The organism is Acrocarpospora sp. B8E8, from assembly GCF_039871605.1.
GTDB classification, from domain to species: domain Bacteria; phylum Actinomycetota; class Actinomycetes; order Streptosporangiales; family Streptosporangiaceae; genus Acrocarpospora; species Acrocarpospora macrocephala.
Genome location: NZ_JBDPLV010000001.1, coordinates 352,927 through 365,719, shown reverse-complemented (window position 1 = coordinate 365,719; position 12,793 = coordinate 352,927). Strand labels below are relative to the sequence as shown.

The 12,793-nt window shown below is 67.8% G+C and carries 13 protein-coding genes; 7 read left to right on the top strand and 6 right to left on the bottom strand.

Annotated elements, in window-relative coordinates:
- The first annotated feature begins 33 nt into the window (after window positions 1–33).
- Window positions 34–807 carry a crotonase/enoyl-CoA hydratase family protein gene (locus tag ABGB08_RS01710; protein WP_347585400.1) on the top strand — a complete coding sequence of 258 codons (774 nt, stop codon included), beginning with the start codon at window positions 34–36 and terminating at the stop codon, window positions 805–807.
- On the opposite strand, the gene ABGB08_RS01705 is transcribed toward ABGB08_RS01710, so the two are convergent.
- The 3 genes from ABGB08_RS01705 to ABGB08_RS01695 all read right to left on the bottom strand — a co-directional run bounded on the left by ABGB08_RS01705 (window position 804) and on the right by ABGB08_RS01695 (window position 2,690).
- The gene (locus ABGB08_RS01705; protein ID WP_347585398.1) at window positions 804–1,118 is read right to left on the bottom strand and encodes a hypothetical protein; all 315 of its coding nucleotides are present in this window, start codon (window positions 1,116–1,118) and stop codon (window positions 804–806) included. The two genes, ABGB08_RS01710 and ABGB08_RS01705, sit on opposite strands and share 4 nt — an antisense overlap.
- Window positions 1,119–1,242: 124 nt before the next feature.
- Window positions 1,243–1,851: a GntR family transcriptional regulator gene (locus tag ABGB08_RS01700; RefSeq protein WP_347585396.1), complete on the bottom strand. Its 609-nt coding sequence runs from the start codon at window positions 1,849–1,851 to the stop codon at window positions 1,243–1,245.
- A complete protein-coding gene (locus ABGB08_RS01695; RefSeq protein ID WP_347585394.1) occupies window positions 1,848–2,690 on the bottom strand; it encodes an EamA family transporter in 843 nt (280 codons plus the stop codon). The genes ABGB08_RS01700 and ABGB08_RS01695 overlap by 4 nt, the downstream gene beginning before the upstream one ends.
- Window positions 2,691–2,830: 140 nt before the next feature.
- Here ABGB08_RS01695 and ABGB08_RS01690 point away from each other — a divergent pair, with 140 nt between their 5' ends.
- Complete coding sequence (locus ABGB08_RS01690; protein WP_347585392.1) at window positions 2,831–4,855, top strand: ATP-binding protein; 2,025 nt, start codon at window positions 2,831–2,833, stop codon at window positions 4,853–4,855.
- Window positions 4,852–5,193: a DUF742 domain-containing protein gene (locus tag ABGB08_RS01685; protein WP_347585389.1), complete on the top strand. Its 342-nt coding sequence runs from the start codon at window positions 4,852–4,854 to the stop codon at window positions 5,191–5,193. The genes ABGB08_RS01690 and ABGB08_RS01685 overlap by 4 nt, the downstream gene beginning before the upstream one ends.
- On the opposite strand, the gene ABGB08_RS01680 is transcribed toward ABGB08_RS01685, so the two are convergent.
- Entirely contained in the window at window positions 5,172–5,546 is a 375-nt protein-coding gene (locus tag ABGB08_RS01680; protein ID WP_347585387.1) for a hypothetical protein, read from the bottom strand. The two genes, ABGB08_RS01685 and ABGB08_RS01680, sit on opposite strands and share 22 nt — an antisense overlap.
- Window positions 5,547–5,988: 442 nt before the next feature.
- Between ABGB08_RS01680 and ABGB08_RS01675 the strand changes: the two genes are divergently transcribed.
- Window positions 5,989–8,553: a discoidin domain-containing protein gene (locus ABGB08_RS01675; protein ID WP_347585385.1), complete on the top strand. Its 2,565-nt coding sequence runs from the start codon at window positions 5,989–5,991 to the stop codon at window positions 8,551–8,553.
- 379 nt (window positions 8,554–8,932) lie between these two features.
- Here the strand turns inward: ABGB08_RS01675 and ABGB08_RS01670 are convergent, their stop codons facing one another.
- On the bottom strand, window positions 8,933–9,325 hold the full coding sequence (locus tag ABGB08_RS01670; RefSeq protein ID WP_347585383.1) for a VOC family protein: 393 nt from the start codon (window positions 9,323–9,325) through the stop codon (window positions 8,933–8,935).
- Window positions 9,326–9,541: 216 nt separating this feature from the next.
- Here ABGB08_RS01670 and ABGB08_RS01665 point away from each other — a divergent pair, with 216 nt between their 5' ends.
- On the top strand, window positions 9,542–10,804 hold the full coding sequence (locus ABGB08_RS01665; protein WP_347585380.1) for an ATP-binding protein: 1,263 nt from the start codon (window positions 9,542–9,544) through the stop codon (window positions 10,802–10,804).
- Between the two features lie 129 nt (window positions 10,805–10,933).
- Here the strand turns inward: ABGB08_RS01665 and ABGB08_RS01660 are convergent, their stop codons facing one another.
- Window positions 10,934–11,695 carry a hypothetical protein gene (locus ABGB08_RS01660; RefSeq protein ID WP_347585377.1) on the bottom strand — a complete coding sequence of 254 codons (762 nt, stop codon included), beginning with the start codon at window positions 11,693–11,695 and terminating at the stop codon, window positions 10,934–10,936.
- Window positions 11,696–12,247: 552 nt separating this feature from the next.
- On the opposite strand from ABGB08_RS01660, the gene ABGB08_RS01655 reads away from it, so the two are divergent.
- Together ABGB08_RS01655 and ABGB08_RS01650 are read left to right on the top strand one after the other, a co-directional pair.
- Entirely contained in the window at window positions 12,248–12,424 is a 177-nt protein-coding gene (locus tag ABGB08_RS01655; RefSeq protein ID WP_155353776.1) for a hypothetical protein, read from the top strand.
- 28 nt (window positions 12,425–12,452) lie between these two features.
- Complete coding sequence (locus ABGB08_RS01650; RefSeq protein ID WP_155353777.1) at window positions 12,453–12,779, top strand: hypothetical protein; 327 nt, start codon at window positions 12,453–12,455, stop codon at window positions 12,777–12,779.
- The last annotated feature ends 14 nt before the right edge of the window (window positions 12,780–12,793 follow it).

Below are 12,793 nucleotides of genomic sequence, written 5' to 3'. Positions count from 1 at the left end.
GGGCACCCAGTCGCTTGACGGAACGATCCAAAGATGTACAGAGAACTTGTCCCCGAACTAGGTTCGGGGAGCATGACGGTACGCGTGGAACGGCAAGGATCTTTGACGACCGTGATTCTGGACCGGCCAGATGTACGGAATGCGGTCGATGGCCCAACAGCAGCCGGACTCGCGGCGGCTTTTCGGGCATTCGACGCCGATGACGCCTCCTCGGTCGCGATTCTGTGGGGAGCCGGGGGCACTTTCTGCGCCGGAGCCGACCTGCACGCGATCGGCACCGAGCGCGGCAACCAGGTCACCGAGGACGGCGACGGCCCGATGGGCCCGACCCGGATGCGCCTCTCCAAACCGGTCATCGCGGCCGTCGAAGGCCACGCGGTGGCCGGCGGCCTCGAACTCGCGCTCTGGTGCGATCTCCGGGTGGTCGCCGCCGACGCCACCTTCGGGGTCTTCTCCCGCCGCTGGGGTGTGCCCCTCATCGACGGCGGCACGGTACGGCTCCCGCAGCTGATCGGCACCGGCCGCGCCCTCGACCTGATCCTCACCGGCCGGGCGGTCTCCGCGCGCGAAGCCCTGGACATCGGCCTGGCGTCCCGGGTGGTCCCCAGCGGCACCGCCCGCCAGCACGCCGAGGCCCTGGCGGCCCAGCTGGCCGCGTTCCCCCAGGCGTGCCTGCGCAACGATCGCCTCTCGGCGCTGGAGGCGGAGTCGATGGCCACCGAGTTCCGCTACGGCCTGGCCTCACTCCAGGCCGGGCTGGACGGCGTCGAACGGTTCCGCTCGGGCGCCGGACGGCACGGAACCTAGTCGTATTCCAGATCCGGCAGCGGTGAAGGTGGCTCCGGGCTCCGCCATACGACGACATATCCGGAATGTGCCGTCTCCACGGCGGAGCTCAGCCGATCCAGGTCGAAATCGGGCAAGTAGCGGAGGCGCGCCAGGAATGTGGCGTCCGTCGCGGATCTGGGCACGACGCAACCTTCGCCCTCCCGATCAAGGAGGACGATGAGGACGTCCGCGTCGTCATCGTCCTTAAGGTCGGCTCCGCCGACTCGGACCTCGACCACGTCCTCCCAGGCGAGCGCTTCCACGCTGCCGTCGGAATAGTGGCGCGTCACACCCTCTTCGGTGACATATACGTATGAATCCGGCACGCGCGAATCCGTGCCCGGCTCTGGCACTGAATTGCCGTGCATGGCCGCGATTCTGACGACTCCCGGGTGTTCCCGGCAAGAGACGGCCTCAACTGCGCCATTCCAGGTGTTCCCGGACGGCTCGCCGGGCCGCCTCGGCCGGGCCGCGCTCGATCGCGGCGAGCAGGTCACGGTGTTCCGCGACCAGTTCGGCACGTTCGCGGTAGACCGCGCGGAGCCGTACCAGGCCGAGGCGGGTCTCGGCGGCGAGGGCGGCGTAGAGGCGTTCCAGGCGCGGGCTGCCGACGGCGACGATCAGCGCCTGGTGGAAGGCCATGTGCTCGGCGACCACCTCGGCCCAGGGTTCGTCCGGCGGGAGTGCCTCAAGACGGGTCAGCGCGGCTTCGGCGTCGGGGACGCGGTGGCCGTACAGGGCCTCGGCCATGAGTTCTTCGAGCGGGCCGCGGACGTACATGAGGTCGACCAGGTCGGACGTGGTGATCTCCGGCACGTACGCGCTGCGGTTGCGCTCGCGGCGGAGCAGGCCCTCGTGCACGAGCGCGGCCAGGGCCTCCCGGACGGTTGGCCTGGCCACGCCGTAGGTGTCGGAGATCTCCTGCTCGGGGAGGGAGGTGCCGGGGGCCAGGTCGCCGGACAGGACCCTCGTGCGCAGGGCGTCGGCGAGGGCCTCGACGGTGGAGACAGGGCGCAGCTTCACGCTGCCGAGCCTAGGGGGACTCGGCGTTCTGGTAGAGCGACCACGATCAGGCTGGTGGCAAGCAGGGCCAGGCCGGCCCAGGAAAGCGGGGTCAGGCGTTCGTCGAGCACGGCCACGCCGAGCAGGGCGGCGACCGCGGGTTCGGCCAGGGCGAGGGTGGCGGCGGTGGCGACGGGGGTGGTGCGCAGGCCCCGGCCGTACAGGACGTAGGCGAGGGCGGTGGTGGCGGCGCCCAGGTAGAGGGCGGTGAGCAGGCCGGACGGCGTGGTCAGGAAGCCGGGGCCGGAGAGCAGGAGCACGGGGAGCATCAGGACGGCCGCGCCACCGAACATCGTGCCCATCACGGTGTCGGAGGGAGCGCCGCGGTCGATCGCGCGGGCTGCGGTCACCGCGTAGGAGGCGTAGAGCAGGCCGCCGATCAGGGCGAGCCCGATGCCGCCGGGATCGGCGCCGCCCTCGCTGCCGCCGCCCAGGACCAGCACCGCGCAGCCGGCGACGGCGGCGAGCGTGCCGCCGAGCCAGCGGGCCGAGGGGGTCGTGCGGTCGAGCGCCCAGGAGAGCAGGCCGGTGAAGACCGGGCCGCTGCCGATCGCCACCACGGTGCCGATGGCCACGCCGGTCCTGGCGACGGCCGCGAAGTAGCACAGCTGGTAGGCGGCGACGCAGACCGCGCCGAGCACCAGGTCGCGGCTGAAGGCCCGGGAGCGGAGGAACAGCAGGGCCAGGATGGAGCCGCCGATCACCAGCCGGGCGGCGGCCAGGGAGACCGATCCGGCGCTCGCGAAGGCCCCGGCGGTTCCCGCGGTTCCCCAGAGAACGGCGGCGGCAACGATACGCATAGACTGATTGTCTTACAATCAGACACTGGGTGCACCTCCTATGCGCATTAGGAGTCGTATCGTTAAGAAAGTCACCTAGTGGCCCAGCTCACACATTGCTAGTGTTTCGCCACTATTAACGCATGTGTACGGGGTCCCCTATGGCTGGCCGCAAACGTTCCGTCCGCGTCAAGATCTTCGCCATCCTGCTGCTTCCGGTCGTCGCGCTGACCGTCATCTGGGGATTCGCCGCCGCGATCAGCCTGCAGACGGGCATGGAGTACGTCCGCATCGGCGCGGTTTACGAGCATGTGGTGTCACCCGCCAGGGTCGTGCTGACCGAGCTGCAGAACGAGCGCCTCCGGTCGCTGTCCTACCTGGGCCGCACGAGCACCTACCACGCCGACCTGGACACCCAGCAGGAGACCACGGACGCCGCCGCCGCGGCGCTGGCCGCGCACGCCACCGAGGCGGAGAGCTCGACCCCGCCGGCCATGTGGGAGCGGGTCCAGGAGTTACTGAGCCAGCTCAGCCGCCTGGACACGGTGCGCGAGCAGGTCGAGAACCGGGACATCTCCCGGCTGGACGCGCTGGAGGAGTACAGCTCCATCGCCGAGGTCGGCTTCCAGGTCTACGACCGGCTGATGATCTCCCCCGACATCGACCTGGTCGCCCAGACCAAGGCGATCATCCTGGTCGGGCGCGGGCGGGAGATCGTCAGCCAGCAGTCCGCGCTGCTGGCGGGCACCCTCGGCGCCGGGAAGATGACCGAGGACGAGCGCGCCGCCTTCGCCGAGATGGTGGGGCAACGGCGACTGTTGTACCAGCTGGGAACGAGCCAACTCGACGACGAGCTGCGCCAGCCGTACGACGCGTTGAACGCCTCCCCCATCTACGCCGACTACCTGACCCTGGAGAAGGGCGTCATCGAGGTCGTCCGGCCGGGCAAGGTGCTGCCGATCGAGGCCGCCCGCTGGCAGGCCACCGCCGAAGCCGTCTCCATCACGCTGGACAAGCTGGGCGGCGAGATCGCCAGGAAGATCACCCAACGGGCGGCGCCGCTGGCCGAAAGCGTGCTCTGGCGGGCCGCGCTGCTCGGCGTGCTCGGCCTGGTCGCCGTCGTGGTGACCGTGTTCTTCTCCTTCCGGTTCGCCCGCAAGCTCGCCACCGAGCTGGCCGGGCTGCGGCACGCCGCGCTCGACCTGGCCGACCGGCGGCTGCCCGACGTGGTACGGCGGCTGCGCAACGGCGAGGAGGTCGACGTGGCCGCCGAGACGCCGCCGCTGGCCGTGGCCCGCGACACCACCGAGGTCGACGACGTCAGCGCGGCGTTCGCCTCCGTGCAGCGCACCGCCGTCGAGGCCGCCGTCGGGCAGGCCCGGCTGCGCAAGGGCGTCGGCATGGTCTTCCTCAACCTGGCCCGGCGCAGCCAATCGCTGCTGCACCGCCAGCTGGACCTGCTCGACACGCTGGAGCGGCAGGTCGCCGACCCGGCCGTGCTGGAGCAGCTGTTCGGCATCGACCACCTCACCACCCGCATGCGGCGGCACGCGGAAGGCCTGATCATCATGTCCGGCGCCGCGCCCGGGCGCGGCTGGCGCGACCCCGTCTCGCTCTACGACGTGACCCGCGCCGCCGTCGAGGAGGTCGAGGACTACCTGCGGGTCCTGATCGCCGTGCCTCCCGAGACCGCGCTGGCCGGACCCGCCGTCACCGACGTCATCCACCTGGTGGCCGAGCTGGTGGAGAACGCGTGCATCTTCTCCCCGCCCAACACCCAGGTCTTCGTCCGGGGCGAGCTGGTGGCGCGCGGGTTCGTGCTGGAGGTGGAGGACCGCGGTCTCGGCATCGGCGCCGAGGAGCTGGCCCACCTCAACGAGCGGCTGGCGGAGCCGCCCGAGTTCGACCTGGCCGACAGCGACCGGCTCGGCCTGTTCGTGGTCGGCCGCCTCGCCCAGCGGCACGGCGTCCGCGTCTCGCTCCGGGCCTCCCCGTACGGCGGGACCACCGCGATCGTGCTGCTCCCGCTGGACATCGTGGTGGAGGGCGAGCCGGAGGAGTACACGGTCGAGCGGCTCATCCCGCAGCAGCCCGCGCTCACCCCCGTGCCCTCCGAGGGAGACGGCCTGCCCCGGCGCGTACGGCAGGCAAGCCTGGCGCCCCAGCTGCGCGGGGAGAACTCGTGACCGACGAACCCCCCCTGCTGCGCCCCTACACGCTCACCCGGGGACGGACCCGCCCGACCGGGCCCGACTTCGATCTGGTGACGATCGTCAGGGCACTACCGGCCTCGCACGTGACCGGCCTGCCGCCCGAGCAGCTGCGGATCCTGCGGGCCTGCCAGTCCCCGGCCTCGGTGGCGGACATCGCCTCCGATGTCGGGCTTTCGCTGAACGTGGTGCGCGTGCTGCTGGGGGATCTCCGCGAGCTGCGCCTGATCGCGGCCCGGCCGCCCGCGACCGTCGCGCAGCTGCCGGAGGAGCGCATCCTGCGGGAGGTCATTCAGGGGTTGCACGCGCTCTGAATCGCCTGGTCGAGGTGCCAGCGGGCGGGCATGATCAGGTCCTCGGCGTACCGGTTGAGCAGGGCGACGGGCGTGCCGGTCTCGATCTCCTCCAGGCGGAGTAATTCCTGGTCTTCGAGGGTGATCGCGCCGCCGATCGTCCACGCGCCGTTGTCGTGCGGGCGGAGGGACACCTCGAAGGACATCTCCCGGCCGTCGGGGAGGGTGAACCACATGCCGAGCCGTACCGCGCCGACCAGGTCGGTGATGGAGTGCCAGGCGCGCAGGTTCGGCAGGAAGTCGAGGTAAAGCTCCCGCCCGGCGATGCTGAAACGCTCGGCGGCGGCCATCAGCGCGGGCAGCAGCTCGGTCATCGGGGGGCCATTTCTCAGTCAGGGAGAGAACAACACTCAGGGTAACTGCGTTAGACCGCGCCTCCGGCCGCCCCAGCCTTGTTTATGGCCGCGCCTCCGGCACGGCGGCTCGGCCGCCTTCAGCCTGCGTCTTCCCTCGTCACTCCGGCCGCTCCGCGACCTGCGTTCCTCAGTCCAGACACAGGCGCGGCCGTGTCTATGGCCGCGCCTCCGGCACGGCGGCTCGGCCGCCTTCAGCCTGCGTCTTCCCTCGTCACTCCGGCCGCTCCGCGACCTGCGTTCCTCAGTCCAGACACAGGCGCGGCCGAGCATTTGAGTCCGACTCTTGACGACAATGTGCCGCGCAAGTTAAATCAAGGATCGAAATAAGGTGTTGATTTACGGCATGTCGTAAGTCGCGTCTGTTGGACCTTCACCCCCCGCTTCCGCTGTGGAGACACGCATGAGAGGTCTGTCCCGAACTGCCGCCTTATTCACCGCATCCGCGGTGGTGGCGGCACTGATCACCCTTCCCGCCACGCCTGCCTTCGCCGACACTCTGGTGTCGCAGGGCAAGCCCGCCACCGCCTCCTCCGTCGAGAACGCCGGCATGGCCGCCGGCAACGCCGTCGACGGCAACACCGGCACCCGCTGGTCCAGCCTGGCCACCGCCGACCAGTGGCTCCAGGTCGACCTGGGATCCTCGATCCCGCTGACCCGGGTCATCCTGAACTGGGAGGCCGCGTACGCGACCGCGTACAAGGTGCAGGGCTCCCAGAACGGAACCACGTGGACCGACCTGCGATCCGTCACCGGAGGTGACGGCGGGATCGACACCTGGGACATCACCGGCAGCGCCCGCTATGTCCGCATGCTCGGCATCACCCGCGCCACCGGCTGGGGCTACTCCCTCTGGGAATTCCAGGTGTACGGCGAGCCCGGCGGCACCACCGACCCCTGCCCGGCCGCCAACGCCGCGCTGAACAAGCCCAGCAGCGCCTCCTCCATCCAGAACGCGGGCTTCCCCGCATCGGCCGCGTTCGACGGCAACAACGGCACCCGGTGGTCCAGCGCGGCCAGCGACCCGCAGTGGATCCAGGTGGACCTCGGCTCCACCCAGACCATCTGCGCCATCGACCTGCGCTGGGAGGCCGCGTACGCCAGCGCCTTCAAGCTCCAGGTCTCCGCCAACGGCGCCGACCCCTGGACCGACCTGAAGTCGGTCACCGGGGCGACCGGCGGGGTGCAGTCCCACGCCGTCAGCGGCTCAGGACGCTACGTCCGGATGCTCGGCACCACCCGCGCCACCGGCTACGGCTACTCGCTCTGGGAGTTCGCGGTGCGCACGACAACCACCACGAACCCTCCTGACCCGATTCCCGGCGGCGGTTCGCTCGGCCCGAACGTGCACGTCATCGACCCGTCGATGTCCAGCGCCACCATCCAGAGCGCCCTCGACACCGTCTTCACCCAGCAGGAATCCGCCCAGTTCGGCACCGGACGGCACGCCTTCCTGTTCAAGCCGGGCACCTACAACGTCAACGCCCGGGTCGGCTTCTACACCTCGATCATCGGCGCCGGCCAGAACCCCGGCGACGTCGTCATCAACGGCGGCGTGACCGTGGACGCGGGCTGGTTCGGCGGCAACGCCACCCAGAACTTCTGGCGCTCCACCGAGAACCTGGCAGTGCAGCCCACCGGCGGCGAGAACCGCTGGGCCGTCTCCCAGGCCGCGCCGTTCCGCCGCATGCACATCCGCGGCAACCTCAACCTGGCGCCCACTGGGTACGGCTGGGCCAGCGGTGGCTACATCGCGGACAGCAAGATCGACGGCTCGGTCGGCCCGTACTCCCAGCAGCAGTGGTACACCCGGGACAGCACCATCGGCAGCTGGGTCAACGGCGTCTGGAACATGGTCTTCTCCGGCGTCGCCGGCGCGCCCGCCAACTCCTTCCCCGAGCCGGTGTACACCACGCTGCAGAACACCCCGATCAGCCGGGAGAAGCCGTACCTGTACGTGGACGGCGGCGGCAACTACCGCGTCTTCGTCCCCGCCCTGCGCACCAACGCGCGCGGCCACAGCTGGGCCAACGGCCCCACCGCCGGCACCTCGCTCCCGCTGACCGACTTCTACGTCGCCAAGCCCACCGACACCGCGGCCACCATCAACGCGGCACTCGCCCAGGGCCTCAACCTGCTCCTCACCCCCGGCATCTACCACGTCAACGCCCCCATCAACATCAACCGGCCGAACACCATCGTGCTCGGCCTCGGCCTGGCCACGATCATCCCCGATAACGCGGCCACCGCGATCAAGGTCGCCGACGTGGACGGCGTCAAGCTGGCCGGCTTCCTCATCGACGCGGGCCCGCAGAAGTCCGACGTGCTGATCGAGGTCGGCCCGGCCAGCTCCAGCGCCGACCACGCCGCCAACCCCACCACCCTGCAGGACGTCTTCGTCCGCATCGGCGGCGCCTTCGCCGGCAACGCCACCACCAGCCTGGTGATCAACAGCGATGACGTCATCATCGACCACACCTGGCTCTGGCGCGGCGACCACGGCGAGGGCATCGGCTGGACCGTCAACACCGCCGAAACCGGCATGATCGTGAACGGCGACGACGTCCTCGCGACCGGCCTGTTCGTCGAACACTTCCGCAAGTACGACGTCGAGTGGTACGGCGAGCGTGGCCGCACCATCTTCTTCCAGAACGAGAAGGCCTACGACCCGCCCAACCAGGCCGCCTACATGAACGGCACCGTCAAGGGCTGGGCCGCCTACAAGGTCGGCCCGAACGTGAACGTCCACGAGGGCTGGGGCATGGGCAGCTACTGCTACTTCAACGTCGACCCCACCATCGAGGTCGACCGCGTCTTCGAAACCCCCATCAAACCCGGCGTCAAATTCCACAGCCTCCTCTCAGTCTCCCTAGGCGGCAACGGCCGAATCAACCACGTAATCAACGACACCGGCGCCCCCGCCTTCGGCACCGCCACCATCCCCTCCAAGGTCGTCTCCTACCCGTGACCCATCCCTAACCAGGAACCGGCCGCCTTCCGGCCCTCTGGGGCCGCAAAGCCCGGCCGGTTCCCAACCACCACCGCACCAACCGGTTCCCCTCCCTACTCCCCAGGGCGGGGAACCGGACGGTTCCCAACCACCACGCACAAACTGGTTCCTGCTCCCCCTGAGGCGCAGAGCCCGGCCGGTTCCCAACCACCACCGCACAAACCGGTTCCCTTTCCTACTCCCCAAGGGCGGGGGAACCGGATGGTTTCTACGGCCACGCGGTTGTGATTCGTGCGGATGATCACGGCGACACGGGGCCGGGCGGAGCCCGGAATCAAACAAAGGGTGGGCGGGTGGGGCTAAGACGGCAACCACCGCCAATCCCACGACTAGGCACTCACTCCCCCAACTCCTCGAAGAGCGTCAGCTGCAACCCCGCCTCCCCCTCAAGCCGCGCGTTCAGCGAACCCCACGGCGTCCGCGTCGGTGCCGCGACCACCTGCGCTCCCGCTTCCGCCAACTCCGCCGTCACCCGCGCGGTGTCCCCCACCTCAAAAGCCACCCGAATATGCCCAGCGACCCGCCGCCCCACCTCAACCCGATCGATGAACTCCGCCTGCCGCGCGTCGACCAACTCCAACGTCGCCCGTCCCGCGTCCAGCAACCGAACCCGCCCATCCTCCGACGAGAAGTCAGCCAACTCAGGCAACCCCAACACATCCCGATAAAACCGCAACGCCCTCTCGTAGTCGTCTGCGGTCACAACCAGCCGAAGCTCACGCACACCCATACCGGGATAGTAGACAGAGGCCCTCCGCCCCTTCGTGCTCCAACCTCCCAAACCACCGGCAGATCCACCACCACAACAGCGGCAGACCCACCACTCATGTTGCGGCAGATCCACCACGATCATGACGGCAGATCCACCACCAACACTACGGCTAGACCACCACCAATCCTACGGCAGATCCACCACGGTTGCGCTAGAGCGGCCTATATTTAGGCAGTGGACATCGATGAGTTGACCGTCTTCCCCCGCCGCGCAGAGGCCATGGCGATGGAAGCCCTCGCCGACACCCGCGTCGTCGTCATCAATGGAGCACGCCAGGTAGGCAAGAGCACGCTCGCGAAGGCCATCGTTCAGCGGTCACCTGGTTCTCGTGAGATCTACTTGGACCAAGCGGCGGTTCGTGCGGCCGCCCGCCGGGATCCGGACGGGATCGTCTACCACGACGGGCTCACCCTCATCGATGAGATCCAGCGCGTGCCCGATCTCCTGCTCTCCATCAAGCGAGAAGTCGACGCCGATCCCCGACCGGGTCGTTTCCTGCTGACAGGTTCGGCGCGTCTCCTGGGCCTTCGCGACCTCCCCGACGCCCTCCCAGGTCGCACGGAGACCATCGAACTCTGGCCGCTCTCCCAAGGGGAGATCGAGCGTTGTCCCGATGGATTCATTGACGCCGCATTCCACGAGGGTCCGGAGCTCCGAGTCCCAAAATCCCGGCTTCGTCGGGCCGACTACGTCAATCGGGCGCTCACAGGCGGCTACCCAGAGGCCGTCCACCGCTCGACACACCGGAGGCGAGCCCGATTCTTCGAGTCGTATATCACCGATCTGATCAATAGGGATGTGAAGCAGGTGGCCGACATCGAGCGGCCATCAGATATGCGGCGTTTGCTGAACGTCCTATGCGGCCGCATGGGAGGTCTGTTGGTCATCGACCACCTCAGCAATGACCTCGGGCTCCCCCGCACGACAGTGAAGCGCTACATCGATCTACTCGACCTGATCTACGTGGTGAGACGGATTCCGGCCTGGTCCGCCAACGCCACCACCCGCGCTGTGGCAACCCCGAAACTTCTCGCGGTCGATACGGGCCTAGGTGCTCACCTCTCCGGTCTCACACCAGCCCGCGCGGCAGGAATCACCGCCCCGGTCGGCCCGCTCCTGGAGAACTTCGCTCTAAGTGAGCTGGCCCGCCAACTGACCTGGGCAGAAGAGCCCGTCCACCTCTACCACTACCGAACCCGCGACAATATCGAAGTCGACGCCATCCTCGAACGGGCATCCGGCGAAATCATCGGCATCGAAGTCAAGGCAGCCGAAACTGTCCGAGCAGACGACTTCAGGGGCCTCCGTCACCTGGCGGACAGGGTGGGCGACCGCCTCATCGCTGGTTTCGTCCTCTACTCAGGCCAGGAAAAACTTCCATTCGGCGACCGGATGCGCGCGCTCCCGATGTCTGCCCTGTGGGAGGTCGCTCCCTGAACCGGTGAGTCGTTGATCTCCTCTCCTTGGAAGGGAGGCAACAACGTCGGAAGCAAGATCAGCACGGTCATTGCGTAGCCTGCAACGTAGCTTGCAGGCTACGCAAGTTCCCAGGTCAAGGGGGGACGGCTACTTGCTGGAGTCGGCGGGGGTGGGGTTCGTTGTGCTGGGGGTGGGCCGGGGCTCGACCTTGTTGCCGCGCAATGCTGCTTCAACCTGGAGAAATGCTCGGAAGAATATGACGCACGGCTTTCCTGATCGTTTGTAGCCGAGTGCGAGGTCTTCGGCGGCGCGCCGGAGTGGGGTGCCCTTCAGGCGGAGCGCGGCGGCCTTCTCGACCTTGCCGGTGGCCTTTCCGCGCCAGAAAGCGGCCATGTCCAGAAGACAGTTCTTTCTGTCGGTGTGGTCGGTCATGATGGACGCTTCGCAGGCGAGGAGAATGGCTGCCTGGTAAGCCGCGTTCGCGTCGCCCATGGCGGCCCGGCGGAGAATCGCGGCGCCGCTCCTGCCCCAGGCTCGGGGCATCCGAAACTGGACGGACGGAAATCGCTCCACCCGTACTTCCTGGATGGTGGGCTCGAGGATGTCGCCGGGTGTCCAGCGTGGCGAACTGACGTACGCCAAGGAGCCGCCTGTTTCGAGTTTGGCCGCTTTCCAGAGGCTGCCGAACTCCGCCATCAACTCCCTCGCCGGCGGAACCTCGAGCTCGTTCGCGACCGCGAGACGATGGCACACAGCCACGAAGGTGTGAAAGAACTGCCAGTCCGGAAGCTTACGAAACTTGCCGCTCAGGACCTCGGACACGGTTGAGGTGGGAAGGCGTTTCCAGGCGATGTGGATTCTGGCCCCCTGCTGCTCCTCGATGAGATCGTTGGCGACCTGCTCGACCATCTGCAGGGTCGGGTGGCCCGCGTCGAGATGGAGGCTCCTGGACCTCTCAAGTAAGTGATCTACATGACACCGACTTGCGCTCGCTTCACTCATGAGCAAGATCCGTTTCAGGACTACGGTCAGGCGGCAAGCAAAAGGGACATCAGGCGCGTTCAGCCCTTGCCCACCAGGAGTCACACCGGTAACTCCGGTGCATATGTCAGGCTAGTGGGGCTTGGCACGCCCTGCACCGATAATTCCCGATTCTGGGTTTACCACCGCCATAGGGGCAATCAGTGTCAAAAATCCGCATGCATCCGGAGCCGTCCGGATCCATCCGGATATGTCCGGCGACGTTCGCACTCGTCCGCCGGTAGCGATTGTTGTCCGAAGTTCGGCCGATCCGTGGACTCAACCGTCACACGATGGTAGAAAGATCGCCCAGTTGCTCACCGCGACGATCTGAGAATAATTCTCTTTCGCATCGAATACAATGCGACGACCATCGTCACATCACATTCGCGCGGTTCCGGGCATCGCTATAACCTGATCCAGCGAAGTGAGCGTGCGAAAGTGTCACGACTGACGTCCTTGACCATTGCGGGCCTGATCTCCATTATCCTCGCGCTGTGCTGCTACATCGTGAGCGTCGCGTCCGGCATGGCCCCCTCCGCGGCGGTCCTCACCGCGGGCGGCGCGTTCCTGGCCGTGGCCACCCTCACCGTCCTGATTCTCGAATACCTCCGCTAAACCACGACCATCTCCGGGAGGGCCTGCCATGACCAGCACAGAACTACGGCTGAGGGATGTATATCCGCACCTCACCGCCAACATCGTCGCCCTGCTCGCGCCCGACCCGCTGGCGGCCACCGTCGACGCTTTGCCGTACCTGGGCAGATGCACCTGCACACCCACGTGCGTCAACCTTCTCACCGCACCCCCAGGCTCGGCCGGATACGACCTGATCGAACTGGAACGCGGCGACGAACCCGTCATCTGGCTCAACCTCAACCCGTCAAGAACCGCGATTGTCGACATCGAAGTGCTCGACCCCCGCGAATTGACGACCACCCGCCCGGTAGCGCAGTCGACGGTTGTCTCATAAATCCCAACCGCAAG

What these genes read in the sequence shown, in the direction of transcription:
- ABGB08_RS01710 (WP_347585400.1), top strand. Translation starts at nt 34, where the DNA reads ATGTACAGAGAACTTGTCCCCGAACTAGGTTCGGGGAGCATGACGGTA.
- ABGB08_RS01695 (WP_347585394.1), bottom strand. Translation starts at nt 2,690, where the DNA reads ATGCGTATCGTTGCCGCCGCCGTTCTCTGGGGAACCGCGGGAACCGCC.
- ABGB08_RS01690 (WP_347585392.1), top strand. Translation starts at nt 2,831, where the DNA reads ATGGCTGGCCGCAAACGTTCCGTCCGCGTCAAGATCTTCGCCATCCTG.
- ABGB08_RS01680 (WP_347585387.1), bottom strand. Translation starts at nt 5,546, where the DNA reads ATGACCGAGCTGCTGCCCGCGCTGATGGCCGCCGCCGAGCGTTTCAGC.
- ABGB08_RS01675 (WP_347585385.1), top strand. Translation starts at nt 5,989, where the DNA reads ATGAGAGGTCTGTCCCGAACTGCCGCCTTATTCACCGCATCCGCGGTG.
- ABGB08_RS01670 (WP_347585383.1), bottom strand. Translation starts at nt 9,325, where the DNA reads ATGGGTGTGCGTGAGCTTCGGCTGGTTGTGACCGCAGACGACTACGAG.
- ABGB08_RS01660 (WP_347585377.1), bottom strand. Translation starts at nt 11,695, where the DNA reads ATGGTCGAGCAGGTCGCCAACGATCTCATCGAGGAGCAGCAGGGGGCC.
- ABGB08_RS01650 (WP_155353777.1), top strand. Translation starts at nt 12,453, where the DNA reads ATGACCAGCACAGAACTACGGCTGAGGGATGTATATCCGCACCTCACC.